The following is a 23,922-nucleotide window of genomic DNA, read 5'->3' on the forward strand; positions in this document are numbered from 1 at the left end:
GGCACTCCGTCAAAAGGACCATGCACATGGCATTCGCCACCCTGATATTGGATGCACCTGACCCACCGCTGCTATTTGAGGAAGTCGATCGATTCCTTGAACTGGGCCTGGCAGTCACCCTGAACCTTCACTATTTCACCGACAAGGACACCATCACCCGCCACTATGGCGAGCGCATTCAGTACGCCCGGATCAACTGCCACGACAACCCCGCCTTCATCGCGGCGGTGAACCAGGCCGGTGGTTACAGCGTGTTCAAGACGCGCTTGAACATCCCCCTCGATGGCGAATTGATCAGCGCCGCCACCGCCCCTGCCTTGGCCACACCGCTGCGTGCCATCGCCCAGGCCGGTGTAGGGCTTAACCATATTGACCGCCAAGCAGCTGAGTGTTTCGGCGTGACAATACTCAATACACCCGGCTCCAATGCCAGCGCGGTCGCGGAATACGTCGTGGCGCAGGCGTTGTATTTGTCCAGGGACCTGCACCACTACAACGCGCAAACCCATAAAGGCCATTGGTCCAAGGGCAGCCTGGCGCCCGGGCTGCAATTTGGTGAATTGACGCTGGGACTGGTGGGCACTGGAGGTATTGCCCAGGCGGTGGCGCAAAAGGCCCGGGCGTTGGGTATCAAGGTTATCGCCACGGGTTCAGAACGCTTTACGGAGCAAGTCGCACAGGACCTTGGTCTTGAGCGAAAGCCAACCCTTGAGCAGTTGTTGAGTGAAGCCGACGTTGTCTCCATCCATACACCGCTCACACCCATCACCCGGGGCCTGTTCGACAGCACGGCATTCAGCCAGATGCGCCAGGGTTCGATCCTGATCAACACCGCCCGCGGTGGCATCGTTGATGAGGACCAATTGGCAACCTTCATGACTCGCTTTCCCGGGCACATCAAGGCAGTCGCCATTGATACCTTTGCCCAGGAGAAGGACCGCTTCAACTCACCGCTCACCGGCATCGCCAACGCACAACTGACCCCGCATATCGCCGGCAACACTGCAACGGCGATCCGCACGGCTTCACGCCAGATCGTCGACAAGATCCACGCATTCAGCACTGCTGCGACATAACGGTAAACCCACAGGACACAAGGAAGCCCTCACCATGCAAACGTCCATTCATGAACGCCTGAAAGCCTTGAGTTGCACCGACCTGAGCGATGCCATGGACCGCCTGAAAATTGTTTGCCAGTGCACCGACATCATGCCCCTGGACCGTTCTTTCAATCTGGCGGGCAAAGCCTGGACCCTGCGTTACGGCCCGATCGGGTTGGACGGAGGCTCGGTAGGTGACTACATCGACGACCTTGAAGAAGGCCAAGTGGTGGTGATCGACAACCAGGCACGGCTCGACACCACCGTATGGGGTGACCTGCTGACCTCAACTGCTGCGCGCAAACATTTGGCGGGGACGGTGATCGATGGTATCTGCCGCGATGTCGACCGGGCGCTTGAACTCAACTACCCGATCTTCTCCCGCGGCAATTGGATGCGTACCGGCAAGGACCGGGTGCGCGTCGAGGCGATTCAGGAGCCGGTGACATTGGGCGGCGTGCGGGTACAGCCAGACGATTGGCTGCGAGGCGACGGTGATGGATTAGTGGTAATTCCTGGCCGCCAACTGGCTCAGGTGCTGGCAGTGGCCGAAGAGGTGCATGAGGCAGAAGAACAGATTCGCGCAGCGATCGACGCAGGCGTTCCCTTGCGCCAGGCGCGGGCCGACTACGGTTACCACGCATTGCAAACGCCCCGCAGCTAATACCCTTCAGCGGCTGCGACGGCCCCTTCGTCATGAGGTCACGGACGCCATGACGAAGGCGTGCACCGCTACTTCACTGCTTCAAATCTCCCAACGGATCGTAGGCCGGCTTCTTGCCGGTTGCGTCGGGCTTGTCCAGCGGTGCAATCGCTGGGCCTATCGGGTCAACCTGCGGGTCTGCGACGTCTGGGGAATCGGGGTCGAAACCCAATTCGTCCTTGCCGCTGGAATGCTCCGATGAATGTGGGCCACTTTTACTGTTGCTCATAACTACCTCCTTGACGCGCCGGGTTTACAGCGGGCGGGCCTTGTCGTGCAGGTTTTCCAGGTTTTCCTCGACCCGCTCTTCGTCGTCTTGCCGTTCGGCAGGATCGTTAGGGCGCAGGGCGTCGTTGTCGCGTTCCTCCTCGCCCGGGGTGCGGTCGGGATTGGGTGTGCCGGGCGGCTGTTGCTGGTACCGGGTCATGATTCACCTCGCTTGGGGTCGGTTGCCTACGAGATTTAGAGAAATCGCGGTGGGGCATCGTTCAACCGGATTACCGTCACTCCGACGGGCGAACCATGAGAAGATGCCGCCCGGCGCTATACCCCTACTCAGCCCATGGAGACTGCACCCGGATGTTTGAGCTTAAACCGTGCGACCCGATTGTTTTTCGCCAACAGACCCGCCGCAGCACGCTGATTGTCGCGGCGCTGTTCGTGGTGCTGGCGATGGTGCTGTCCAGTTTGGCGGTGATGCTGTTCGGTGAACCCGGGGGCGATAATTTTCGCTTTAATGTCGGCGGTGTGTTTGCCGGGGTGTTGATCACCTTGGCCCTGGTGCGGGGGCCGTTCTGGAGCCAGGCGTGGCTGGCGCCGGCGGTGTATGGCTGGCAGCTCAAGCGCAGTTTGATGAGCGTGACGAATGTGATGCACAAGGTGACTGAAGGCGTGAAGGCGAATGATCCGGTGGCGATCAAGTTGCTGCGGTTTTACCACCTTGGCTTGATGCAGATGCACGAGCTGGACGCCAATTCCAGCGCTCAGGCGCAGTTGGTGCGGGAGGTTGATGAGCATCTGGAGAGGATGCGCGGGCTGGGGATTGAACCTGACCAAACGCGGCTTGATCCGGGTTGGGTCGAGGCGCTGAAGGTGCGCTGATTGCGGGTATATCCGGTTACTTTTGGCTGGGCCAGCATTCCGGGCGCTTGCCAAAAGTGCCCTGTTGTAAGAGCGCACCCTGTTCCGTCAACCGTTACCGCAGCAACGGATAGGTACCCCGCCCCCCCTCATCCAGCCAGAACAACGCTGCCTGCCCTGCCCCCTCCAACAGGTTCCACACCACCCCGGCATGAATCATGAACGCCTGTTCCTGCGCATCCACGCGCCATCCGCTGTAGCCGTCGGCAATTCCCCTGGCGCCAACCTGCTCCATCAGCACCTGCCGTGCCGGGCGATCCAGTTCCGAGGCGCTGAACCGCGAAGGCATCCCGATAAACGCCTCACGCGGATACTTGAAACAACCCAACGCACACTCATTCACATAGGTAAAACGCGGATCAGCGCCACCATCATGCGCGAGCAAACTGTAGGGCGCCTGCTCATGCAGCCAGGTAAGCCGCTGCTCCAGGCCCAACCCTTCAGGCGCCGGCAACCCCTGCCCCGTCCAATGCCTATAAGCCTCATCCAGCAAACGTACGAAGTTCTCGTCAGGGGACACTGTCAGCCTCATCTCATCAAATTGAAATCTTCGCGCGCCAGCAAAACACCGCACTGACCGCAATCGCCGCCCCCGCCACCCCAAACACCCAGGGCGCCGATGCCACCGGCAACAGCAAGCCTGCCAGCAAAGGCCCAAGTCCCGCGCCCACGTCACGCCACACGGCATTCGAAGCCAGCGCCGAAACCCGCATCGCGCCCGGATTGCGCTCCGCCACCAAAGTCGTCACCAACGGCAACTGCAACGCCCGCAACACCAACACCGCCGCCGCACCGGCAATCACCCAGTGGCTACCAAATGCCCCCAGCGCCAGCGCGCTGAGAAACGAAAACAGCAACAACATGGACGTGGCGCCAAAATGCTGGGCCGCGCGCCCACCCAACGGGCTCAGGAGCAATTCCGAAACATACCGCAAGGCCATCAGGCCACCGGCAATCAGCACGGCATTGCCACCCAGCATCTTCTGCGCCTGAATCGACAGGCCGAAGATAAACAGCCCATCCAGTGCCACACCTTCGATAAACGACCACGTTGCCACACTGTCTGGCAACTTGAAACGCCGCCCGGGCGTGCCATGCAAATCATGCCCGGCCGTCGGCAAGCCACGCGCCATCCACAGGCCCAGCAAGCAACATACCGCCAGAATCCAGAAGATTGGCCGTGGCCCCACCTGTAACGTCAGCCAGCCACCCAGCGGCAAGGCAACCATCGGCCCCAGGGCAATCAACGCCCGCGAGCGCCCCGCCCGCCGCGCCGCACCCAGGGGTTCGGAGGTAGCCAGTACTTGAGTGGAAAGGTTCAACGCCGCAAAACACAGGCCCCAGACCAACCGCAGCCCAAGCAAGGCCGCAAACCCGGACAGCATCGAGTTGCCCAAGGCACACACCGCCGCCGCGCCGGCGGCGATGGAGCACGTCAGCCGGTCACCATTGCGGGCGTAGAAATTCAGGACATGCTTGTAGCCGAAGATCCGCACCAGGCGGTTGGCCGCCAGCAGCACCCCGGCCTGGGCCAGGGTGATACCGAATGCCTGGGACTCCATCGGCAATACCAGGTACAGCAACACGTCACTGGGCAGGCACAGGCCAAGGGTCAGCGCGGCACGGCGGGAGTTTGAATCAGCACTGCGTTGGGCCAGGTCAGACATAAAGACTGAAACATTCAGAATTATTTAGGCGACCACGGTAGCCGTCTACCTCAATGCTTTACAAGGCCCAAATAATTAAACCTTGGCGCCGTCCTGCATCAGGCGCAAACCGCTGGCCACCGCGCCCACCAGGGCAAAACCGCAACCGAGCCACAACGCGTACTGCGGGCCACTGCTCAGGGACAAGTGGAAACACAGCGCCACCAGCGAAGCGCCCAACGTCTGCCCCATCAACCGTGACGTGGCGACGATGCCGCTGGCACCGCCACTGCGAGCGATGGGCGCACTGGTCATGATCGCCTTGAGGTTGGGCGACTGAAAGAAACCGAACCCGGCGCCACACAACGCCATGCGCCAACCGATATCAAACGTCGAAGCGTCGTTACCCAACGTCGCCAGCGAGGCCATGCCCGCGCTCAACATCAACAGGCCGATGCCGCACAGCAACGCCAGGGAGATGCGGTCTGCCAGTCGCCCGGCGATCAGCGCCATTACCGCGACCACCGCCGGCCATGGCGTCATCAGGAACCCGGTGGCCACCTGGCTGTGACCCAGCACCGTTTGCAACAGGAATGGCAGCGACACAAACGCCAGGCCCTGGGCGCTGAATGCGCAAATTGCGGTGAGTGCCGACAAGGTAAACAGCGGGCGCTTGAACAGATCCACCGCCAGCATCGGCGCCGGGTGCCCGGCCTGGCGACGGATCAGCAACACCCCGCACAGCAGCGCCACGGCGATCAGGCCCAGCGTCAACACCGCCTGCGCACCGTGCACCGCCGAACCCAGGCCCAGCACCAACAGGGCGAACAACCCGGCGCAGAGAATCGCTGCCAGCCGGTCAAAGGCATGCCCGGTAATCGGGATCACCGGAATCGCACGCGCCCCCAGCCACAAGGCCAAAACGCCCAAGGGCAAGTTGATCAGGTACAACCAGTGCCAGGTGGCCACCGACAGAATCGCCGACGCCGCAGTAGGCCCCAGCGTAAAGGCCAGCCCCACCACCAGCGAGTTATAGCCCAGCCCCCGGCCGAGTATTTTTGCCGGATAGATATGCCGCAACAGCGCAATGTTGACGCTCATGATCGCCGCCGCGCCCAGGCCTTGCACCACTCGGGCGGCGGTCAGCGTCGGCAGCGACCAGGCCAGCCCGCAAAACAGCGAGGCCACCACAAACACCAGCAAGCCGCCGAGGAACACCCGGCGATGGCCCACCACATCACTCAGGGAGGCAAAGGGCAGCACCGCAGCGATGGTTGCCAACTGGTAGGCATTGACCACCCAGATGACCGAGGCGGAATCGGTGCCGATGCCTTCGGCGAGGGTCGGCAACGCGGTGTTGACGATGGCCGTGTCGAGGGTCGCCATGCCAATCCCCAAGGAAATGGCGATAACCGCCGCAAGACGTTTATCACTGGGCAACCCATCAGCTACTGAAGACATGGACAATCCGCACACGTGGCAAAGGTGTTTAGATTACGGGCAGCGGCCGTTTTTTTCAGCGAACAAATGGGCGACTGTCCAAATATTCATGTTCAGGTGCGCCATTGGCCCATCCGGGCCATCTGCGCCAGCACCTCCGCCAGGGCAGGCTGCGGTGCACTGTTGACGGTGACCAGGGCCACGCAACGGCTTGGGCGCAAGGTCGCTGCTGCCGTGACAGCGCGACCGCCGAGGTCGAACCCACCGAGCACCGCCTCGGGGATGTGCAAGGCGTTCATCAGGTCCAGCACGTCCTGGCCGAGCACCACTTCCTGGGTGCTAGCGGGTGCAGCCTTGTCCAATTGCGTGGTGGTGCCATGGCCACGCAAGTACGGGGTGATCACCCGAAAACCTTGGGACGCCAGGTGTGGCAAAACCTCGGAAAAACGCTCAAGGTCGCCGTCCGCGCCATGCAGCAAAATGATCGGCCTGCCCGCTTCCGGGCCGGCCTCGTAGTAGCCGATATCCAGCAAGTCGGTGCTGACCTGGCGGATACGCCAGCTCGCGGGCGCCGCCATTACAGGCAGGGACAGCGCGGCTGAAGCAATAGCGGTGCACATCAGAAAGCGACGACGGTTGAAAAAAGACATGGTGTTATAGCTCCGAAAAATGCGTCACAGGAAGGTCGTCAACGACCCCCACAATCAACTCGCTGCCGAACCAGCCAGCCAGCAACTCACCGGCTTTCGCCACGCCTTGCGCTTCCCCCAGGCGCTCCACCAGAAACTCGCACAGCCCGGCAAAACTGCCGTCGCTTTGCAGGTGCACCAACGCGTGCAATTCCAGAGCGTCGACTTGCCGCAAACGCGAGGTAAACTGCCGGCGCCAAACCAACAGCCCACCGGCCTCGGCCAGCATCACCGCCTCGGGCGCCGTGGTTTGCTGCCACAACGCCGACCAGATCGCCTCGGCATTCGTGGTCAGCCCATGACAGCGCAGCGACGGCGTGAGTTGCAGGTGTGCCGTGTCCCAATCCACCGCCGCTAATACGTCCATCGCCAACGGGCTGGCATCGGCGGCAACAAACGCCTCGTTGAGCGACGACTCAATCCAGGCCAGCTCTTGCACATCCGGGTTGTTGGGAAACAGCTCGTGCAAGGTCAGATGAAAGCCTTCGGGATAGACGTCCAGCGTCCAGGCATGCGGCGGATACCGGTCGATATGGCCGATGGCAGCAGCCAGAAACGCCTCATCACCCACCCAACGCCGCAGGTTGGGAAACGCCTGCTCCAGGCAACCCACCAACTGCGCGCGGTAGTTGTTCTGGTAAACCGCCAGGCCGGCTGTTTTGTTGCCAAGCAGTTGGGCCGACTCATCCGATGCACTCACCAGCCAGGTGTGAAAGGCCTGCTGCCATTGCGCCAGGGTCATAGACGCACCTGCGCACGCTTGTAGGCCTCGCTAGCACCAAGCATCCGGGCGATCGACAGTTCTTCAAGCAGCTCGGCCAACGGCGGAATCTCGTCGTCGCGCTCGATCATCGTGGCGACCGGGCCGAGCAACGCAACGGCCTTGGCATACACATCCCAGACGCCGTCACACACCGGGCTGTCATGGCTGTCGATCAGCAGTTCGCGGCCCTGGCTGTGACCGGCCAGGTGGATCTGCCGGACCCGCTCGGCCGGAATCCCATCGAGAAACGCCAGGGCATCAAAGCCATGGTTGCTGGCGCTGACAAACACATTATTGACGTCCAGCAGCAGCTCGCAGCCGGTGCGCCGGGACATGGCAGCGATAAATTCCCACTCGGTCATGGACGCGCCATCAAAGGCCAGGTAGCTGGACGGGTTTTCAAACAGCATCGTGCGGCCCAACACCTCTTGAGCCAGGTCGATGTTGGCGCAGACCCGGTCCAGCGCCTCAGCGGTGTAAGGCACTGGCAGCAAGTCATGGGCGTTGAACCCGCCACTGCGGGACCAGCTCAGGTGGTCGGACACAAACAGCGGTTCGACCTCATCCACCAGCGACTTGAGGCGCTTCAGATAATCACGGTCCAGCCCTTCAGCCGTGCCGATCGACATCGACACACCATGCAGCGCCACCGGATATCGCTCGCGAATCTGGCGCAGGATATGCCGGGGTTGGCCGCCGGCGACCATGAAGTTCTCAGAGATCACTTCAACGAAATCCACCGCCACCGAGGTCTCTAGGAACTCGCTGTAGTGCTCCTTGCGCAGCCCCAGGCCGTAGCCCGGGAAACACGGGTTGGGTGTCGGCATCATGAGGTCTCCGTTGCATAAATAGGCGACGGGCCCAAGCGGGCCCGCCGGGGTCTTACTTAGGTTCAGTAGTGGTGCCGCCCAGCTTCAGGCATTCGGACGGGGTCTTGACGACCACGCCTTGGCCCTTGCAGCTGTTGAGGCCCTTGCAATCGTTTTTGGCGGTGGCGCACAGGCTTTCGCCCTTGCAGTTGTTCACGCCGTAGCAGCGGCCTGGTTGTTCCGGCTGGTCGGCGGCGCTGGCAGCAGCGGCGAAGGAGGCAGACGCCATGGCGATCAGGGCGGCAGCGGTGGCAAGGCTCAGGCGGGATTTGATGGAAGTACTCATGGGTATTGCTCCTCGGGGTGGGGTTTATTTGATGACGGATGCAGCGTCTTCGATGACCTTCGCCACAGCCTCAGGCTGGGAGATGTACACCGAGTGGCTGGCCTTGATTTCGGTGACCTTGGAGCCGGCGCGCTTGTACATCCAGCGCTGCAAATCGGGGCTCAGGGCACGGTCTTCGGTGGACACCACCGCGTAGGTCGGCTTCTTGTGCCAGGCCGCGGCCCACACGGTGCCGCCGAACAGCGCGGTGGTGGCTGGCACTTGGGAGGCAGCCATGAAGTCGGTGCGGTTGGTGGTCAGGTCGGCGGCAAAATCCGCGTTGAACTTGGTGCGATCAAAGAACAGATGGCCGTCGCGGGTCGGCATCACGTCGTTGCTCGGCGCCGGCATCGAGGACAGCAGTTGGCTCATGTTCTCGCCCACCTCCGGTTGCAGGGCGGACACATAGACCATCGACTTGACCTTGTCGCGGTCGCCGGCAATCGAGATCACCCCGCCGCCGGAGCTGTGACCCACCAGCACCACTGGGCCGACCTGCTGTTCCAGCACTTCACGGGCCTCGGCCACGTCGGCGGCGAGGCTTTCATGGCCCTGATGCACCACGGTGACCTTGTAGCCCTTGTGAATCAGGATGTCGTGCACCACTCGCCAGCCGGAGCCGTCGACGAAGGAACCGGGCACGATCACCACGCTTTTACCAGTGCCTGGCTGTGCCTTCACAGCATCGGCAGCCGACGCCAATACCGGTGCGCCGAGCGCCATGGCAATCGCCAGGGAAGAAAGAATACGCATGCGAGTCTCCACAGGCCTTGGGCCTGGTCATTGTTGTGAAAGGGTTAAATACGTTTGCCGAACACCACGCGGTCCAGCGACCAGGCCCCGCCGCCATACGCCAGCAACGGCAGCAACAGCCCGGCCCAGCTCAGGTGGGTCGGCCAGGCGTCGGGGTACACAAACACCTCGATCACCAGGGTCATGCCCAACAGCGCGGCGGCCGCGGGGCGGGTCAGCAGGCCCAGCACCAGCAACAGCGGGAACAGATGCTCGGCGTAGGTCGCCAAGTGCGCAGCCCACTCCGGTGGCACCAACGGCAAGGCGTATTCCGAGCGAAACAAGGTGTAGGTCGACGGCTTGAGTTGCAGCAAACCGGTCACCTTGGTGCGGCCCGAGAGGAAAAACACCGAAGCGATACCGAGGCGGGCCACCAGCAACAGCAGCGCCTCAGGCAGCACACGCTTGAGCACCGCAGGGGCCAGGGCAATCATGGCTGTTCCGTGAGGCTGCCAAAGCCCTTGGGGGTTTTGATCTGGGTGCAGGTGCCTTTGTCCACCAGTACCCAGGCATTGCCCTGGTAATCCGCCTTGGCGGTACCGGCGCAGGATGTCCCGGCACCGGCGGCGCAATCGTTGGCACCGGCGAGGGACACGCCGAAGCATTTTTCCTGGGGCTTGGGCTCGTCGGCATGGGCGGTGGCGGCGAAGGCACCGAGTGACAGGGCGAGGGTGGCGGCAAGGGCCGCGTAATGGCGCTTCATGGATGAATCTCCTGGCTTGACTGAATGTGGCCAGGGCGCTTGTGCGGTACGTGACCACTTGCGCCATCTGGTAGACAGATTTAAAGCCAGGCGTGTATCCGGTCTGTGTCGCGTTGCCTTCCTCTATTCATGTGGGTGTATCAGATCGGTGCTGATACACAGTCTGATACACAGCCAAAAAAACCGCGCCAAACCACCGTCGCTTTATTCGGCATCCCGAACGACACAATTCGAAATATTCGCCTTTCCGAACATTTGTCTTCGCCGGCCCTCGACGACCGCAGAAATCCCCATAAATTTCATACGGTTGTTGTCATCTTTGTTACATGCCAACTGGCATACATTCTGCTTTATCAGTATTTACAGTAATAAAATGTTTCAGATTCGAAACAGTCTCATCCGCTGAAACCCAAGGGTTTCACGCCCTATAACAAGATCCACGCCCCAAAGGAGGGCGGTAATTCTCACTATTTTGATCGACTTCAACTCTCCAAGCCTGCTGCCGCACGTAAGCACCCAAAAGGGCGAATGGCCTGATGGCCAATAACAAGCCCGACTACAAAAAAAGGACAAATTGATGAGTTCGAGCAAATACCCCGCAGTGTCCTTCATGGACCTCGCCCCCCAGGCCCCGGACCACGCCGAGCATGCTATCGGTTTTGGCCCCTTTCTCTTGTTGGCGCGTCAGCATGTATTGCTGCGCAACGGCGAGCCGGTGACCCTCGGCAGCCGCGCCCTGTACTTGCTGATCGCCCTCGCCAGCCGGGCTGGCGAATTGCTGGAAAAGTCCGAACTGATCTCCTTCGCCTGGCCCAAGGTGGTGGTGGAAGAATGCAACCTGCGCGCGCAGATCGTGGCGTTGCGCCGGGCGTTGGGGGATGACGGCAACTTCAGCTACATCGTCACCGTGCCCGGCCGGGGCTACCGGTTTGTTGCACCAGTGACGATGCAGGCAGTGGGTGAAAGCCTCATCTCCCAGGCCCTGGCACAGGCGCCGACCGTGCAAGCGCCCACCCTGCAACCGCCGCCGTGCACGCTGATCGGGCGCGACCCACTGATCCTGAGCCTCGCCGACCTGGTCCTGAGCCAGCGCTTCGTGACCATCACCGGCCCCGGCGGCATCGGCAAGACCACCGTCGCCCTGGCCGTGGCGCAACGGCTGCAGGGTCGCTTTCACCAGGGCATGTGCTTCGTCGACCTGGCCCCCGCCACGAGCGGCCAATGGGTGGCCGGGATGCTCGCCAACGCCCTGGGCATTCAAAGTGTCAGTGATGACCCCCTGCAAAACGTGGCCTCGATGCTCGCCAACAGCCCGCTGCTGCTGGTACTCGACAACTGCGAACACGTGCTGCAAGCCACTGCCGACGCCGTCGAGGTGCTGCTGCGCAGCGCACCACAGTGTTGCGTACTGACTACCAGCCGCGAACCGCTGCGGGCCGAAGGCGAACGGGTACACGACCTCGCACCGCTGCTGGTGCCGGACGAACACGCAAGCTTGAGTGCCGAGCAAGCCATGACCTGGTCGGGCATCGCGCTGTTTATCGAACGGGTCAAGGCGCTGGACCCAGGCTTCATGTTCAAGGACGCCGACGTCGCCGCCGCCAGCGCCATTTGCCGCAAGCTCGACAGCAATGCCCTGGCCATCGAAATCGCCGCGGCGCGTGTGCGCACCTTTGGCATTCAGGACTTGGTGGGCTTGCTGGACGGCAGCTTTCGCCTGCAGATGACCGGCCGACGCACCGCCCTTGCCCGTCATCGTTCATTGAGCGCGACGCTGGACTGGACCTACTCGATGCTCAGTTGCGACGAGCAGGCCATGTTGCGTCAACTGGCAGTGTTCACCGGCTCCTTCACCCTGGACGCGGTCAAGGCCATGACCGCCAGCGGCAGCCTTGATGGCCGCAACGCCCTGCCCTTGCTGGAAAGCCTGATGGACAAGTCGTTGCTGATCGCCGGTGAATCGCAGTTGCTCAAGCGCTACCGCCTGCTGGAGACCACCCGCGCCTACGCCCTGGAAAAACTCAACGAACACGGCGAGGCCGACGGCACCCGCCAGCGCCACGCCCTGTATGCCCTCGGCGTTTTGCAGGAGGCCGGGCAGACCCTCGACAGCCTTTCCCCCGACACGTGGGTCGGCCTCTACGGCCCGGAAATCAACACCGTGCGCGCCGCGCTGGAGTGGGCGTATGGTGCTTCGGGCCACGTGCCCACCGGCATCGAACTGACCCTGGGCGGCCTGCCGTTGTGGCTGCGCCTGTCGCGGGTCAGCGAGTGCCGCACGTGGGTCGACAAAGGCCTGGCCAGCGCCGCAACCACGCCGCTGGGGCAGCAACAGCGCATGCTGTTGCAAACCGCCCTGGCCAGCGTGCTGATGCTTACCTACGGCACCGGCGGGCCGATGCGCGAAGCCTGGCGCCAGGTGCGTGAAGATGCCCGCGACCTGGGCGATGCCGAGCACAAACTGCGGGCATTGTGGGGCCTGTGGAGTGATCGCTGCGGCTGCAACCAGTACGCCGAGGCGCTGGAGCTGGCGGAGCGTTACATCACCTTGAGCAGCAGCGGTAACCAGCAATTGCTGGGCAAACGCATGCGTGCGCTGGCGCTGTTTCACATGGGCGACCTGACGGGGGCGCGGCAGAATATCGACGAGGCGTTGGGTTCACCGTCGGCGCCGCGCTCACACATTATCGACGTGCATTTTGACCAGCGCATCGCCGCCCGCTGCCTCAAGGCGCAAGTGCACCTGCTCGAAGGCGACGTCGACCCGGCCTTGCGGATGATCGGCAACTGCGTCGACGAAGCCATCACCCTCCATCATCCGGCGACCCTCTGGTACACCCTATGCCTGGGAGCGATCCCGCTGGCGTTGCTGGCGTCCAACCTGCCCAAGGCGCGCTATTACCTGGGCCTGTTGCAAGACAGCACGGTTCAGCAAGACCTGCCTATCTGGCGGCAGTTTCGGCTGTGCTTCGAGAGCATCCTGCTGATTCGCCAGGGCTCACCCGAGGAAGGCGTGCCGCTGTTGGGTGAGGCGTTGCATCAGTTGCATGGCCAAGGCGACAGCCAGCTCTATAGCTTGCTGCGCTGTGAATACGCCTTGGGCCTGGCGCGGCTGGGGCTTGAAAAACTGGCCCTGGAGGTATTGGAAGACACGCTGCAATTGGCGCTGGGCCGGCATGAGCGATGGTTTGTGCCGCAAATGTTGCGGATCAAGGCGCAGCTGATTTTGCGTCAGGCGCAATATGGGTCGGTGGACGAGGCCAAGGTACTGTTGCGCCAGGCATGGGTGGATGCACAGTTGGCTGGCGCGCATTTCTGGCGAGCACAGATTGCCAGTGATTTGGCCAGGCTGCAGGAGCCCCGGATGCGGATAGCGTCGTTGCCGCGGTTTCAGCACCGGTAGAAGTGGCTATCCGTTACTCCGGTAACGGATAAGTACACGCCCAAAAAATCAGGGCTTCACCCGCCCCTTGAGCATCCCATGGTTAACCAGCAGCGTACGCATCGCATTACGCGTAACCCCCAGCAACTGCGCCGTGCGCAACTGGTTAAACCCGCAAAAACCAAACGCCTCGCGCACAATCAAGTCCTCGATATCGTGCAGCAACGTATCCCCCGGCACCTCGAACAAGCGCAGCAATTGCTCGCGCACCACCTCCTGGGGAATCCGTGGGGCGCCACTGTTGACGCTGGCATGCATCGCACTCAACCCCGCCGAAAACTTCAAGTGCGCCGGCATGATCGGCTTGTCCCCGGCCACCAGCAATGCCAGGTGCACCACGTTCTCCAGCTCGCGAATATTCCCCGGCCACGGATAATCCAGCAGCGCCTGGGTCGCCGACTCCGACACCATCGGCTCGGCAATTTTCAGCTTGGCACTGTAGAGCCGGCGAAAATGCTCAACCAGCGGCAGGATATCCAGTGGCCGTTCGCGCAACGGCAATACCTGCACCTGCGCGACGTTAATGCGGTAGAACAGGTCCAGGCGAAAGTTGCCCGCCTCCACGGCCTGTTCCAGGTCGATGTTGGTGGCCGTCACCAGGCGGATATTGATCTTGATCGGCTTGCGCGAGCCCACCCGCACCACTTCCTGTTCCTGCAACACCCGCAGCAATTTCACCTGCAATGGCAGCGGCAAGTCGCCGATTTCGTCAAGGAACAATGTGCCGCCATCGGCCTCTTCAAACCAGCCGATACGCCGCCCCGAGGCACCGGAAAACGATCCGGCCTCGTGGCCGAAAAACTCGCTTTCGGCGAGGTTCTCGCTGATTGCCCCGCAGTTCACCGGCACAAACGCACCGGTGCGGCCACTGGCACTGTGGATATAGCGTGCCACCAGTTCCTTGCCGGTACCGGTCTCGCCATTGATCAACACCGGGGCCTCACTGGGCCCCACGCGCTGCAAATACTCCAGCAGTTGCAGCGAACGCGGGTCGGCAAACACCAACGCCTTGGCGCGAATCGACAACGGGTCTTTTTCACCTTGGGGCAAAGTCAGGATCGGCGTGGGATGCCCGTGGGGACGGTTCATGAAGAGTGTTTCCCGGCGACGAGGGTGAAGGGACGAACGGGAACTTTACTCAGTCGGCCATATAACTAGAAATATTAAAAATTCATTAGTACATAACCTTTTAGCGACGATGCGCCAGCGAGCTCACGCACCGATCCCCCAGGCTTTGCACGCCCTGGACCAGCACCACCAGCACAATGACCGTCACCACCATGATCTGGTTGTTGAAGCGCTGGTACCCATAACGAATCGCCAGGTCTCCCAGGCCGCCCCCGCCAATAACGCCCGCCATGGATGAAAAGCCGATGAGCATTACCAGGGTCAGCGTCAACCCTGCGAGTAAGGCAGGCAGCGCCTCCGGCAGCAACACCTTGAGGATCACATGCCGAATGTCCCCGCCCATGGCGACGATCGCTTCGATGCGGCCCTTGTCCACTTCGGCCAACGCGTTTTCGACAATGCGCGCAAAAAAGGGAAAGGCGCCAATGGTGATCGGCACTACCGCGGCGGTACTGCCCAGGGTGGTGCCGACGATCAGCCGGGTCAGCGGAATCAAGGCAATCAGCATCACCACAAACGGCAATGACCGCCCCAGGTTAACCACCGCCCCCAGCACGCGATTCAAGCGCGGCAAAGGAAACAGCCCACCGCGACGGCTGATAAACAGAAGCACGCCCAGGGGCAGGCCGATCAGCAAGGTGAACACCGCCGCCAGCAGCACCATGTACAGGGTTTCGCCGGTGGCGTTGAGCAGCAAGCCCAGGATGTCGTTCCAGTCTGTTTTCATACCGCCCTCACCGCTGGCAGGCTGGGGGCCAACGCGCGGCCCAGGGTTGAGCCAGGGTCGGCCTGCAATTGGATCAGGCTGCCGCTTTCCACCACACGCCCATTGGCCAGGGACACTGCGCTGTCGCAGATGGCCTTGACCACGTCCAGCTCATGGGTGATCAACACAATGGTCACCCCCAATTGCCGATTGATGCTGCGCAGCAGTTCCAGGATCGAGGCGGTGGTTTGCGGGTCGAGGGCACTGGTGGCTTCGTCCGACAACAGATAGTCCGGGCGCGCCGCCAGCGCCCGGGCGATGCCTACCCGCTGCTTCTGCCCACCAGAGAGTTGCGAGGGAAACGCCTGGGCCTTGTCGCTCAAGCCCACCAGCTCCAGCAATTCCTTGACCCGGGCAGCGCGTTCCGCCCTGGGCTGGCCGGCGATTTCCAGGGGCACCGCCACGTTGTCGGCGACGTTGCGCGAGTGCAACAGGTTGAACCCCTGGAAGATCATGCCGATGCGCTGGCGTTGCTGGCGCAGTTGCTTGTCGCCCAGCAGCGTCAGGTCCTGGCCGTCCATGAGGATGCGCCCCAAGGTCGGGCGTTCCAGCAGGTTCAGGCAACGCAGCAAGGTACTTTTACCCGCCCCACTGCGGCCCACGATCCCGAAGATCGACCCGTCGGCAATCTGCAACGACACGTTATCCAGCGCCGCCGGCTGGCCGTCGGCGTAGGTCTTGCTGACCTGCTCGACGACGATCATTCGACGGCCACCGGAATCACCGAACCCGAGTATTTCTCGGTGATGAACTTGGCCACCTCGGGCGAGTTCAAGTCCTTGGCCAGTTGTTTGATCCGTGGGTCGTCCTGCAACTTTGGCGTGGTCACGAGGATATTCGCGTAGGGATTACCTTGGGCTTTTTCCAGGCCAAGGGCGTCCTTGGCGGGCGACAAACCGGCTTCCAGGGCATAGTTGCCGTTGATCACCGCAAGGTCGACGTCATCCAGGGCGCGGGGGATTTGTGGCGATTCGATTTCGAGGATCTTCAGGTGCCTGGGGTTCTCGGCAATGTCCTTGGGCGTGGCCTGGTCCTTGGCCGGGTCGCTGAAACCGGGCTTGAGTGTGATCAGGCCGTTGGCTTGCAGCAGGTACAGCGCACGGCTCAGGTTGGTGACGTTGTTGGGCACCGCCACGGTGCCTTTATCCGGCACCTGGTCAAAGCGGGTGTGACGATGGGAGTAGATGCCCAGGGGCTCGATATGCACGGTGGCTGCCACCGCAAACTTCTGGCCAAGGGCCTGTTCCTGCGAGTGCAGGTACGGCAGGTGTTGAAAGAAGTTGGCGTCGACATCACCGTGGGCCAACAGCTCGTTGGAGTTCACACCGTTGGGAATTTCGATGATCTTGAGTTGCAACTGCGGGTCGAGTTTCTGCACGTATTCGAGGATTTGCGCATGGGGAATCGGGTCTGCCGCCACCCGCAGGGCGTCGGCGGCCTGGGCGTCGAAAGAGGCAATCAGTACCGCCAGGGCGAGGGCTGTTTTCTTGAGCATGGTGATGTTCCTTATCAGGCGGACAGGGCTGGAGGAATGGTGGCGTCGGCGTAAAAACGTTGGGCAACATCCGGGTGGGAGCGCAGGCGGCCCTTGAGGTAGTTCCAGCCGACTTCCCGCAACAAGGGGTTACGCGGGTCGCTGGTGGGGCCATGGGCATCGCGCAGCAACTCGGGCGGCAGTTGGTACACCGGCACCACCGCGTCCAGTTGCGCCCCCAGGAAAAACGCCAGGGACAGGCGCTCGCTGCCCAATGGCGGCGATTCAACGCGGTGCACGGTGGCGCGCAGGTAACCGTTGGTGGCCAGTTCCAGCAACTCGCCGATGTTCACCACCAACGTGTCGGGGCGTGGAGAAGCGTCGATCCAGCGGCCCTCCTCCACTTCCACTTGCAGGCCGGCTTGCTGGTCTTGCAGCAGGAAGCTGAGAAAACCGGAATCCTTGTGGGCACCGACGCCCTGGCGACTTTGTTGAGCGTGGCGGCCGGGGTAGCGGATCAGCTTGATGTGTTCGTTGGGCTTGTCGCCGTACAGCGGGTCGAACGCGTTCTGCGGCAGCGACAAGGCCTGGGCAAAGGCGCGCAACAGGCGCAACGACATTTGCGTCATCGCCTGTTGCCAGGCCAGCAGCAACGGTTTGAGTTCAGGCAGCGCGGCGGGCCACTGGTTAGGGCCTTGCAGACGAGACCAGGCCGCGGAGTTCGCGCCCTGGTGCAGCGGCTCGCGCTCGGCGCCCAGGTCGAACTGTTCACGTAAATCCGGCTGGCCACGGGTGATCTCCGAGGCGGCGCGGTTGTAACCGCGAAAATGCGGGGAATGGATCATGCCGACAGCGAGTTTGTCGGCCTCGGGCAACGCGAAGAACTGCCGCGCCTGTTGCTGCACCTGCGTGAGCAACTGGGCGTCTATGCCATGGCCGGTCAGGTAGAAAAACCCGATATGCCGCGCAGCGTGGCGCAGGTCATCGAGAAACTGCCCGCGCTGGGCCGGGCTGCCGTCGAGCAGCGCCAGGTCCAGCAGGGGCAAGGTGTTGATTGCCAGCGGGTGCGACATCGTTAGCTCACTCCATGAACACGTGGTTTGGAATATGAAGCTAAACGATCTAAAAACCCGGTAATAAATACCTTTTTGGCATTAGCTTAGGTGGGTGCGTTAGCCGCCCTGGCTTCCTCCAGTAACGCCTGGATAACTTTCTCCTGAGTGTCGTAGCGGCCCTCGCCAAAATGGCTGTAGCGCACTTTACCGGTGGCATCGAAGAAGTAATGCGCCGGCCAGTACTGGTTATCGAAGGCGTGCCAGATCCTGTAGTCGTTGTCGACGGCCACCGGGTAGTGGATGCCCAGTTTCTTGACTTGGCTGCGCACGTTAACCAAGACTTTCTCGTAGGCGTTTTCCGGGGTATGCACACCGATCACCACCAACCCGTCCTTGGCGTATTGCCTGGCCCATTGGTTGACATACGGCAGGCTGCGCTGGCAATTGACGCAGTCGTAGGTCCAGAAATCCACCAGCACCACCTTGCCCTTCAGGGCTTCGGCCGTCAGCGGTGGCGAGTTGAGCCACGCCACGGCGCCGTCCAGGGAAGGCATGCGCTCATCGGACTGGCTGAAGCTTTCAGCATCCACATTGTCAATCAGGTAGTTGACCGCCTTGGGTACGCCGACCAAGGCCACGGCCAGTGTCAACAACAGCAGACCTTTGGAGGCGCGCAAGAGGCGCAGCAATGGAATCAAGCTCATGGGCATTCCCCTGCAGGCGTGGGCGTTTCGTCGCGCTTGCGACCCGCGCCGTTTTGCGCCACGGGCGTATTCTGGAAGCAGGTTTGACTGCCGGTGAGTTTTTTCGCGGTGGCGGCATTTACATCCGCCGCCACCCCCGCCATGGAAAAAGCCAGGGCGCTGAGAAAGCTGTTGAGTGGGGTCATGCAGGAGTCCTCGCAAATAGCCGGGGCCAATCGCCTCGACAGGTTGATTTGAACCTTGCGAGGTATCCCGAATGTGTCGACCAGGTCCGGTTTTTTGCGTCGACGTGTATCTCGTCATCGCCAGATACACTGCAATACAAAGGGCACAAGGCAAGGCCGCCGGCAGTGGCTAGACTGCGCAGCAATGACTATTCAACGAGGAAGGCAGCATGGATCACGTCGATCACATCCTGATTGTCGATGACGATCGGGAGATCCGCGAACTGGTGGGCAACTACCTGAAAAAAAACGGCCTGCGCACTACGGTGGTGGCTGACGGCCGACAAATGCGCAGCTTCCTCGACACCACACCCGTGGACCTGATCGTGCTGGACATCATGATGCCCGGCGACGACGGCTTGCAGCTGTGCCGCGAACTGCGGGTGGGCAAGCACAAGGCCACGCCGATCCTGATGCTCACGGCACGCAACGATGAAACCGACCGCATCATAGGCCTGGAAATGGGCGCCGACGATTACCTGGTCAAGCCCTTCGCCGCCCGCGAACTGCTGGCCCGCATCAATGCCGTGCTGCGGCGCACACGGATGCTGCCGCCCAACCTGGTGGTGACGGAAAGCGGCCGGTTGATCCGCTTTGGCCGCTGGCGCCTGGACACCACCGCGCGCCACCTGCTGGACGAAGACAACACCCTGGTAGCGTTGAGCGGCGCCGAATACCGGCTGCTGCGGGTGTTTCTCGACCACCCGCAACGGGTGCTCAACCGGGACCAGTTGCTGAACCTGACCCAGGGCCGGGACGCAGATTTGTTCGACCGCTCCATCGACCTGCTGGTGAGCCGCCTGCGCCAGCGCCTGCTGGACGACGCCCGCGAGCCGGCCTATATCAAGACGGTGCGCAGCGAGGGCTATGTATTTTCCCTGGCCGTGGAAATCCTTGGTGACCAGGCATGAGCCTGACGCTGCGCTGGCCGCGCACCCTGGCGGCGCAACTGTCGGTGATTTTCATCGTCAGCCTGTTGTGTGCCAATGCCCTGTCGTTCAGTGCGCAGTTCTATGAACGCTACATGAGTGCCAGGAGCGTGATGCTGGGCAACCTTGAGAACGACGTGTCGACCTCGATCGCGATCCTCGACCGCCTGCCCGCCGCCGAGCGCGCCAGTTGGCTGCCGCGCCTGGACCGCAACGCCTACCGCTACCTGTTGAACGCCGGCGAACCGGGCGAGCCGATGGCCAGCAACGACCTGCCGATGGCCGCGACATCAATTGCCGATGCCCTGGCTGAACATTATCCGCTGGCCTTTCGCGATATCCCGGGCCTGCAAAAACACTTTCAGGCACACCTGACCCTGGCCGATGGCAGCCCGATTACCATCGACGTGTATCCCAAGCCGATCCCGTTTGCATTCTGGCTGCCGGTGGTGCTGGTGCTGCAGTTGGTGGTGTTGCTGGTGTGCACAGGGGTTGCCGTGCGCATCGCAACCCGCCCGCTGACACGCCTGGCGCGGGCAGTGGAAACCCTCGACCCGAACGCCCACCCGACCCTGCTGGACGAGACCGGCCCGACCGAGGTGGCGCATGCGGCAGCGGCGTTCAATCAAATGCAGAAGCGGATTGCCGAATACCTCAAGGAGCGCATGCAGATCCTGGCGGCGATCTCCCATGACTTGCAAACCCCGATCACCCGCATGAAATTGCGTGCCGAGTTCATGGACGACTCGGTAGACCGGGAAAAACTCTGGAGCGACCTGGGGGAAATGGAGCACCTGGTGCGCGAGGGTGTGGCCTACGCCCGCAGTGTGCACGGGTCGACCGAGGCCAGTTGCCGGATCGACCTGGATGCGTTTCTCGACAGCCTGGTGTTTGACTATCAAGACATGGACAAGCAGGTGAGCCTGGCCGGTAAAAGCGCGGTGGTGCTCGATACGCGGCCCCATGCCTTGCGCCGAGTGCTGGTGAACCTGGTGGACAACGCACTGAAGTTTGCCGGGGCTGCGCAACTGGAGGTGGGTCCTACGGTATCGGGAGACCTGTCGATCAAGGTGCTGGACCGTGGGCCAGGAATTGCCGCCGATGAGCTGGAGCGGGTGATGCAACCGTTTTATCGGGTAGAAAGTTCGCGTAACCGCGGGACCGGCGGCACCGGTTTGGGGTTGGCGATTGCCCAGCAGTTGGCGGTGGCAATTGGCGGCTCGCTGACCCTGAGCAACCGCAATGGCGGCGGTTTGTGTGCCGAGGTCCGGGTAAGCCTGGGCTAACCCGGCAAAGGGATCACCCTCAACGGCCGAACCGACTTGTACGAGAAGCTCGAATAAATCTCCTTGACGCAGGGCAGGCTCTGCAACACCTCACGGGCAAACTCGCCAAACGACTCCAGGTCCTTGGCCACCACTTCCAACAGAAAATCGTAGCGCCCCGACACGTTATGACACGCCACTACCTCGGGAATCTCCAGCAGCCTTTGCTCAAAGGCCCTGGCAATTTCCCGGGAGTGGGTGTCCATCATGATGCTGACAAACGCGGTCACCCCATACCCCAGCGCCTTGGGCGACAGGATCGCCTGATAACCGCCGATCACGCCGCTGTCTTCAAGGTTCTTCACCCGCCGCCAACACGGCGACGTGGTCAGCGACACCCGCTCCGCCAACTCTGCCACCGTCAACCGCGCATTACCCTGCAAAGCGTTTAAAAGCGCCTTGTCAGTCCGATCCAAATGAGTGGGCATATCTTGCCTCAAACCATCGTTTTTATTGTTTTTCATCCCAATTTACCGGGTTTTCCCAGCAAATTATGGAACGTTAGGCCGCAGTTATAAGCATAGCATTGTAGGAAATAAGGAGCGTCCGACCATGAAAAATAAACACAATACGTTCGGCTTTTCCACCCGTGCTATCCATCACGGCTATGACCCCCAGGACCACCACGGCGCCCTCGTGCCGCCGATCTACCTGTCGGCGACCTTCGCCTTCCCCACCGCTGAATACGGCGCTGCCTGTTTTGCCGGTGAAGAGAGCGGGCACTTCTACACCCGCATCTCCAACCCCACCCTGGCCCTGCTGGAATCGCGCATGGCGACCCTGGAAAACGGCGAAGCCGCGGTGGCTTTCAGCTCGGGCATGGGCGCAATTGCCGCGACGTTCTGGACCCTGCTGCGCCCCGGTGACGAAATCATCGTCAGCCAGACCCTCTACGGCTGCACCTTCGCCCTGCTGCACCACGGCATCGGTGAATTCGGCATCAAGGTGCGCCACGTCGACCTCACCGACCTTGACGCCCTGCGCGAGGTCATTACCCCGGCCACCCGCATGATCTACTTCGAAACCCCGGCCAACCCCAACCTGCAACTGGTGGACATCGCCGCCGTCGCCGAGATCGCCCACCGCCAACCCGGCATCACCGTGGTGGTCGACAACACTTACTGCACGCCCTACCTGCAACGCCCACTGGAAATGGGCGCCGACGTGGTGGTGCACTCGGCCACCAAATACCTCAGCGGCCATGGCGACATCACCGCCGGCATCGCCGTCAGCAGCCAGGCCCTGGCCCAGCGTATTCGCCTGCAAGGGCTCAAAGACCTGACCGGCGCGGTGATGTCCCCCCAGGATGCGGCCCTGCTGATGCGCGGGCTCAAGACGCTGGCCCTGCGCATGGACCGCCATTGCAGCAACGCGCTGGCCATCGCCGAAGCCTTGCAGGCCCATCCCCTGGTGGAATGGGTGACCTACCCCGGCCTGCACTCCTTCCCCCAATACGACTTGGCCGCGCGGCAGATGAAGCAGTCTGGCGGCATGATCGCGTTTGAGCTTAAGGGCGGCATCGACACGGGCCGGCGCTTCATGAACGCCCTGAAGCTGTTCACCCGGGCGGTGAGCCTGGGAGATGCCGAGTCACTGGCCCAGCACCCGGCCAGCATGACCCACTCCACGTACACCCCGGAGCAACGCGCTCACCACGGGATTTCCGAGGGGCTGGTGCGGCTCTCGGCGGGCCTTGAGGACGTCGCGGACTTGTTGGCCGATGTTGCCCAGGCCCTGGACGCCTGCGCCATAAAACCAAAAGCCCGGGCGGCGCAACAAAACGTTCACCACGCTTGAAGTAAATTCACAACCAGGCGCGACGTTTACCAATAGCCCGGCCTTCAAAGGCCGGGCGTTGTCCGTTGCGCCCTGCACTGCAAAAAATTTGATCCATTCATTGGCCCGTTTGCGAAAGGCTGTACTAGCATACGAGGCGGCAGTCATGGATATCACTGCCGAGCACGCCGCCCTCATTGAAACTCATGGATGAAATGATGAACTCACACCTGTTCCCCCACATTGGCAAAGTCATTGCCAGCACTGGCAGCCGGCACTTCCCGCGCATGCTGCACGACCTGATCCTCACCCAACTGGCGGTCGACGCCACGCACATCACTCAAATGCCCGTGAGTTCACTGCGCAAGGCCGGCAGTTCGCGAATGCCCGGCATCAGCCCGGTTTACACCGACGCCGTGCCTGGACTGGACGAGGCCCAGGCCGCCGCCCAACTGCACCTGACCCGGCGCAAGAATGACGTCAGCTACGTGCTGTCGGTGTATCGCTCCAACCCTTCGCAGAGCTTTTCGCAGCAGGAACGGATCATCCTGCAAGACTTCTCTTCGTTGCTGTTGCCGATGGTTGAAAAACACATCAGCGCCCTGCAACCCGGCAGCCAGGGCAATGCAGTGCCGCAGCCCGGCATCGACACCCTGCGCCAACGCTTTGAAGATCGCCTCGCCCAATCGGAATTGGCGCTGTCCAGCCGTGAGCTGGAAGTGTGCGTGGGGTTGCTGGCCGGGCGTACCGCGCCGGAACTGGCCGAGCAGTTGGCATTGAAGGTCAACACCATCGAGAGCTACCTCAAGCGGGCAGCGATCAAGATGGGCATCAGCGGCCGGCATTCGTTGATGCGCTGGATGTATTCCACGGAAGAAAGCACCGCCACAACGCTCTAAAAAACCCACTTGCCGTAGCAGCTGTCGAGC

The 23,922-nt window shown here is 61.9% G+C and carries 27 protein-coding genes and 1 pseudogene; 8 read left to right on the forward strand and 20 right to left on the reverse strand.

Annotation, left to right across the window (positions count from 1 at the left end; all coding sequences use genetic code 11):
* Nucleotides 1-26 precede the first annotated feature (26 nt).
* Nucleotides 27-1,076 (forward strand): NAD(P)-dependent oxidoreductase, encoded by a 1,050-nt coding sequence (locus tag RGV33_RS21315; RefSeq protein WP_322145994.1) that lies wholly within the window; start codon nt 27-29, stop codon nt 1,074-1,076.
* A gap of 34 nt (nt 1,077-1,110) precedes the next feature.
* Nucleotides 1,111-1,764 carry an RraA family protein gene (locus RGV33_RS21320; RefSeq protein ID WP_322145995.1) on the forward strand — a complete coding sequence of 218 codons (654 nt, stop codon included), beginning with the start codon at nt 1,111-1,113 and terminating at the stop codon, nt 1,762-1,764.
* Between the two features lie 73 nt (nt 1,765-1,837).
* Here RGV33_RS21320 and RGV33_RS21325 read toward each other — a convergent pair whose 3' ends face one another.
* Together RGV33_RS21325 and RGV33_RS21330 are read right to left on the reverse strand one after the other, a co-directional pair.
* Nucleotides 1,838-2,032 (reverse strand): DUF6021 family protein, encoded by a 195-nt coding sequence (locus tag RGV33_RS21325; RefSeq protein WP_322145996.1) that lies wholly within the window; start codon nt 2,030-2,032, stop codon nt 1,838-1,840.
* A 24-nt stretch (nt 2,033-2,056) separates the two neighbouring features.
* On the reverse strand, nt 2,057-2,230 hold the full coding sequence (locus RGV33_RS21330) for a hypothetical protein (protein ID WP_322145997.1): 174 nt from the start codon (nt 2,228-2,230) through the stop codon (nt 2,057-2,059).
* A gap of 152 nt (nt 2,231-2,382) precedes the next feature.
* On the opposite strand from RGV33_RS21330, the gene RGV33_RS21335 reads away from it, so the two are divergent.
* Nucleotides 2,383-2,904 (forward strand): DUF3087 family protein, encoded by a 522-nt coding sequence (locus RGV33_RS21335; protein WP_322145998.1) that lies wholly within the window; start codon nt 2,383-2,385, stop codon nt 2,902-2,904.
* A gap of 94 nt (nt 2,905-2,998) precedes the next feature.
* On the opposite strand, the gene RGV33_RS21340 is transcribed toward RGV33_RS21335, so the two are convergent.
* From RGV33_RS21340 to RGV33_RS21385, 10 genes are all read right to left on the reverse strand, one after another.
* A complete protein-coding gene (locus RGV33_RS21340; RefSeq protein WP_322145999.1) occupies nt 2,999-3,475 on the reverse strand; it encodes an MEKHLA domain-containing protein in 477 nt (158 codons plus the stop codon).
* 4 nt (nt 3,476-3,479) lie between these two features.
* Entirely contained in the window at nt 3,480-4,610 is a 1,131-nt protein-coding gene (locus RGV33_RS21345; protein WP_322146000.1) for an MFS transporter, read from the reverse strand.
* 75 nt (nt 4,611-4,685) lie between these two features.
* On the reverse strand, nt 4,686-6,050 hold the full coding sequence (locus tag RGV33_RS21350; protein WP_322146001.1) for an MFS transporter: 1,365 nt from the start codon (nt 6,048-6,050) through the stop codon (nt 4,686-4,688).
* A gap of 92 nt (nt 6,051-6,142) precedes the next feature.
* A complete protein-coding gene (locus RGV33_RS21355) occupies nt 6,143-6,679 on the reverse strand; it encodes an alpha/beta fold hydrolase (RefSeq protein WP_322146002.1) in 537 nt (178 codons plus the stop codon).
* A gap of 4 nt (nt 6,680-6,683) precedes the next feature.
* Nucleotides 6,684-7,460, reverse strand: a complete 777-nt coding sequence (locus RGV33_RS21360; RefSeq protein WP_322146003.1) for a DNA-binding domain-containing protein — start codon at nt 7,458-7,460, stop codon at nt 6,684-6,686.
* Nucleotides 7,457-8,308: a DUF692 domain-containing protein gene (locus RGV33_RS21365; RefSeq protein WP_322148716.1), complete on the reverse strand. Its 852-nt coding sequence runs from the start codon at nt 8,306-8,308 to the stop codon at nt 7,457-7,459. Before RGV33_RS21365 ends, RGV33_RS21360 begins: the two co-directional genes overlap by 4 nt.
* 55 nt (nt 8,309-8,363) lie before the next feature.
* Nucleotides 8,364-8,636, reverse strand: coding sequence for a hypothetical protein (locus RGV33_RS21370; RefSeq protein WP_003211275.1), 273 nt, complete (start codon nt 8,634-8,636; stop codon nt 8,364-8,366).
* Nucleotides 8,637-8,660: 24 nt separating this feature from the next.
* Nucleotides 8,661-9,428, reverse strand: a complete 768-nt coding sequence (locus RGV33_RS21375) for an alpha/beta fold hydrolase (protein WP_322146004.1) — start codon at nt 9,426-9,428, stop codon at nt 8,661-8,663.
* Between the two features lie 44 nt (nt 9,429-9,472).
* A complete protein-coding gene (locus RGV33_RS21380) occupies nt 9,473-9,901 on the reverse strand; it encodes a DoxX family protein (RefSeq protein ID WP_322146005.1) in 429 nt (142 codons plus the stop codon).
* A complete protein-coding gene (locus RGV33_RS21385) occupies nt 9,898-10,170 on the reverse strand; it encodes a DUF2282 domain-containing protein (protein ID WP_322146006.1) in 273 nt (90 codons plus the stop codon). Before RGV33_RS21385 ends, RGV33_RS21380 begins: the two co-directional genes overlap by 4 nt.
* Nucleotides 10,171-10,747: 577 nt before the next feature.
* Between RGV33_RS21385 and RGV33_RS21390 the strand changes: the two genes are divergently transcribed.
* Nucleotides 10,748-13,573: an ATP-binding protein gene (locus RGV33_RS21390; protein WP_322146007.1), complete on the forward strand. Its 2,826-nt coding sequence runs from the start codon at nt 10,748-10,750 to the stop codon at nt 13,571-13,573.
* A gap of 48 nt (nt 13,574-13,621) precedes the next feature.
* Here the strand turns inward: RGV33_RS21390 and RGV33_RS21395 are convergent, their stop codons facing one another.
* From RGV33_RS21395 to RGV33_RS21425, 7 genes and pseudogenes are all read right to left on the reverse strand, one after another.
* Nucleotides 13,622-14,701, reverse strand: coding sequence for a sigma-54 dependent transcriptional regulator (locus tag RGV33_RS21395; RefSeq protein WP_322146008.1), 1,080 nt, complete (start codon nt 14,699-14,701; stop codon nt 13,622-13,624).
* Nucleotides 14,702-14,801: 100 nt separating this feature from the next.
* Entirely contained in the window at nt 14,802-15,467 is a 666-nt protein-coding gene (locus RGV33_RS21400) for a methionine ABC transporter permease (protein ID WP_322146009.1), read from the reverse strand.
* The gene (locus RGV33_RS21405; protein WP_322146010.1) at nt 15,464-16,210 is read right to left on the reverse strand and encodes a methionine ABC transporter ATP-binding protein; all 747 of its coding nucleotides are present in this window, start codon (nt 16,208-16,210) and stop codon (nt 15,464-15,466) included. Before RGV33_RS21405 ends, RGV33_RS21400 begins: the two co-directional genes overlap by 4 nt.
* Nucleotides 16,207-17,001 carry a MetQ/NlpA family ABC transporter substrate-binding protein gene (locus RGV33_RS21410; RefSeq protein ID WP_322146011.1) on the reverse strand — a complete coding sequence of 265 codons (795 nt, stop codon included), beginning with the start codon at nt 16,999-17,001 and terminating at the stop codon, nt 16,207-16,209. Before RGV33_RS21410 ends, RGV33_RS21405 begins: the two co-directional genes overlap by 4 nt.
* Before the next feature lie 14 nt (nt 17,002-17,015).
* The gene (locus RGV33_RS21415) at nt 17,016-18,053 is read right to left on the reverse strand and encodes an isopenicillin N synthase family oxygenase (protein WP_322146012.1); all 1,038 of its coding nucleotides are present in this window, start codon (nt 18,051-18,053) and stop codon (nt 17,016-17,018) included.
* An 86-nt stretch (nt 18,054-18,139) separates the two neighbouring features.
* A pseudogene (locus RGV33_RS21420) lies at nt 18,140-18,658 on the reverse strand (thioredoxin family protein); the annotation flags it as partial.
* Nucleotides 18,659-18,735: 77 nt separating this feature from the next.
* Complete coding sequence (locus tag RGV33_RS21425; RefSeq protein ID WP_322146013.1) at nt 18,736-18,924, reverse strand: hypothetical protein; 189 nt, start codon at nt 18,922-18,924, stop codon at nt 18,736-18,738.
* A gap of 209 nt (nt 18,925-19,133) precedes the next feature.
* Here RGV33_RS21425 and RGV33_RS21430 point away from each other — a divergent pair, with 209 nt between their 5' ends.
* Both RGV33_RS21430 and RGV33_RS21435 read left to right on the forward strand, forming a co-directional pair.
* Nucleotides 19,134-19,874, forward strand: coding sequence for a response regulator (locus RGV33_RS21430; RefSeq protein ID WP_322146014.1), 741 nt, complete (start codon nt 19,134-19,136; stop codon nt 19,872-19,874).
* Nucleotides 19,871-21,178 (forward strand): ATP-binding protein, encoded by a 1,308-nt coding sequence (locus RGV33_RS21435; RefSeq protein WP_322146015.1) that lies wholly within the window; start codon nt 19,871-19,873, stop codon nt 21,176-21,178. The genes RGV33_RS21430 and RGV33_RS21435 overlap by 4 nt, the downstream gene beginning before the upstream one ends.
* Here RGV33_RS21435 and RGV33_RS21440 read toward each other — a convergent pair.
* Complete coding sequence (locus RGV33_RS21440) at nt 21,175-21,645, reverse strand: Lrp/AsnC family transcriptional regulator (protein WP_322146016.1); 471 nt, start codon at nt 21,643-21,645, stop codon at nt 21,175-21,177. The two genes, RGV33_RS21435 and RGV33_RS21440, sit on opposite strands and share 4 nt — an antisense overlap.
* A 124-nt stretch (nt 21,646-21,769) precedes the next feature.
* Between RGV33_RS21440 and RGV33_RS21445 the strand changes: the two genes are divergently transcribed.
* Nucleotides 21,770-23,014: a methionine gamma-lyase gene (locus RGV33_RS21445; protein WP_322146017.1), complete on the forward strand. Its 1,245-nt coding sequence runs from the start codon at nt 21,770-21,772 to the stop codon at nt 23,012-23,014.
* A gap of 185 nt (nt 23,015-23,199) precedes the next feature.
* A complete protein-coding gene (locus RGV33_RS21450; protein ID WP_322146018.1) occupies nt 23,200-23,892 on the forward strand; it encodes a helix-turn-helix transcriptional regulator in 693 nt (230 codons plus the stop codon).
* The last annotated feature ends 30 nt before the right edge of the window (nt 23,893-23,922 follow it).

Origin of the sequence: Pseudomonas sp. Bout1 (genome assembly GCF_034314165.1) — a bacterium.
GTDB lineage: Bacteria > Pseudomonadota > Gammaproteobacteria > Pseudomonadales > Pseudomonadaceae > Aquipseudomonas.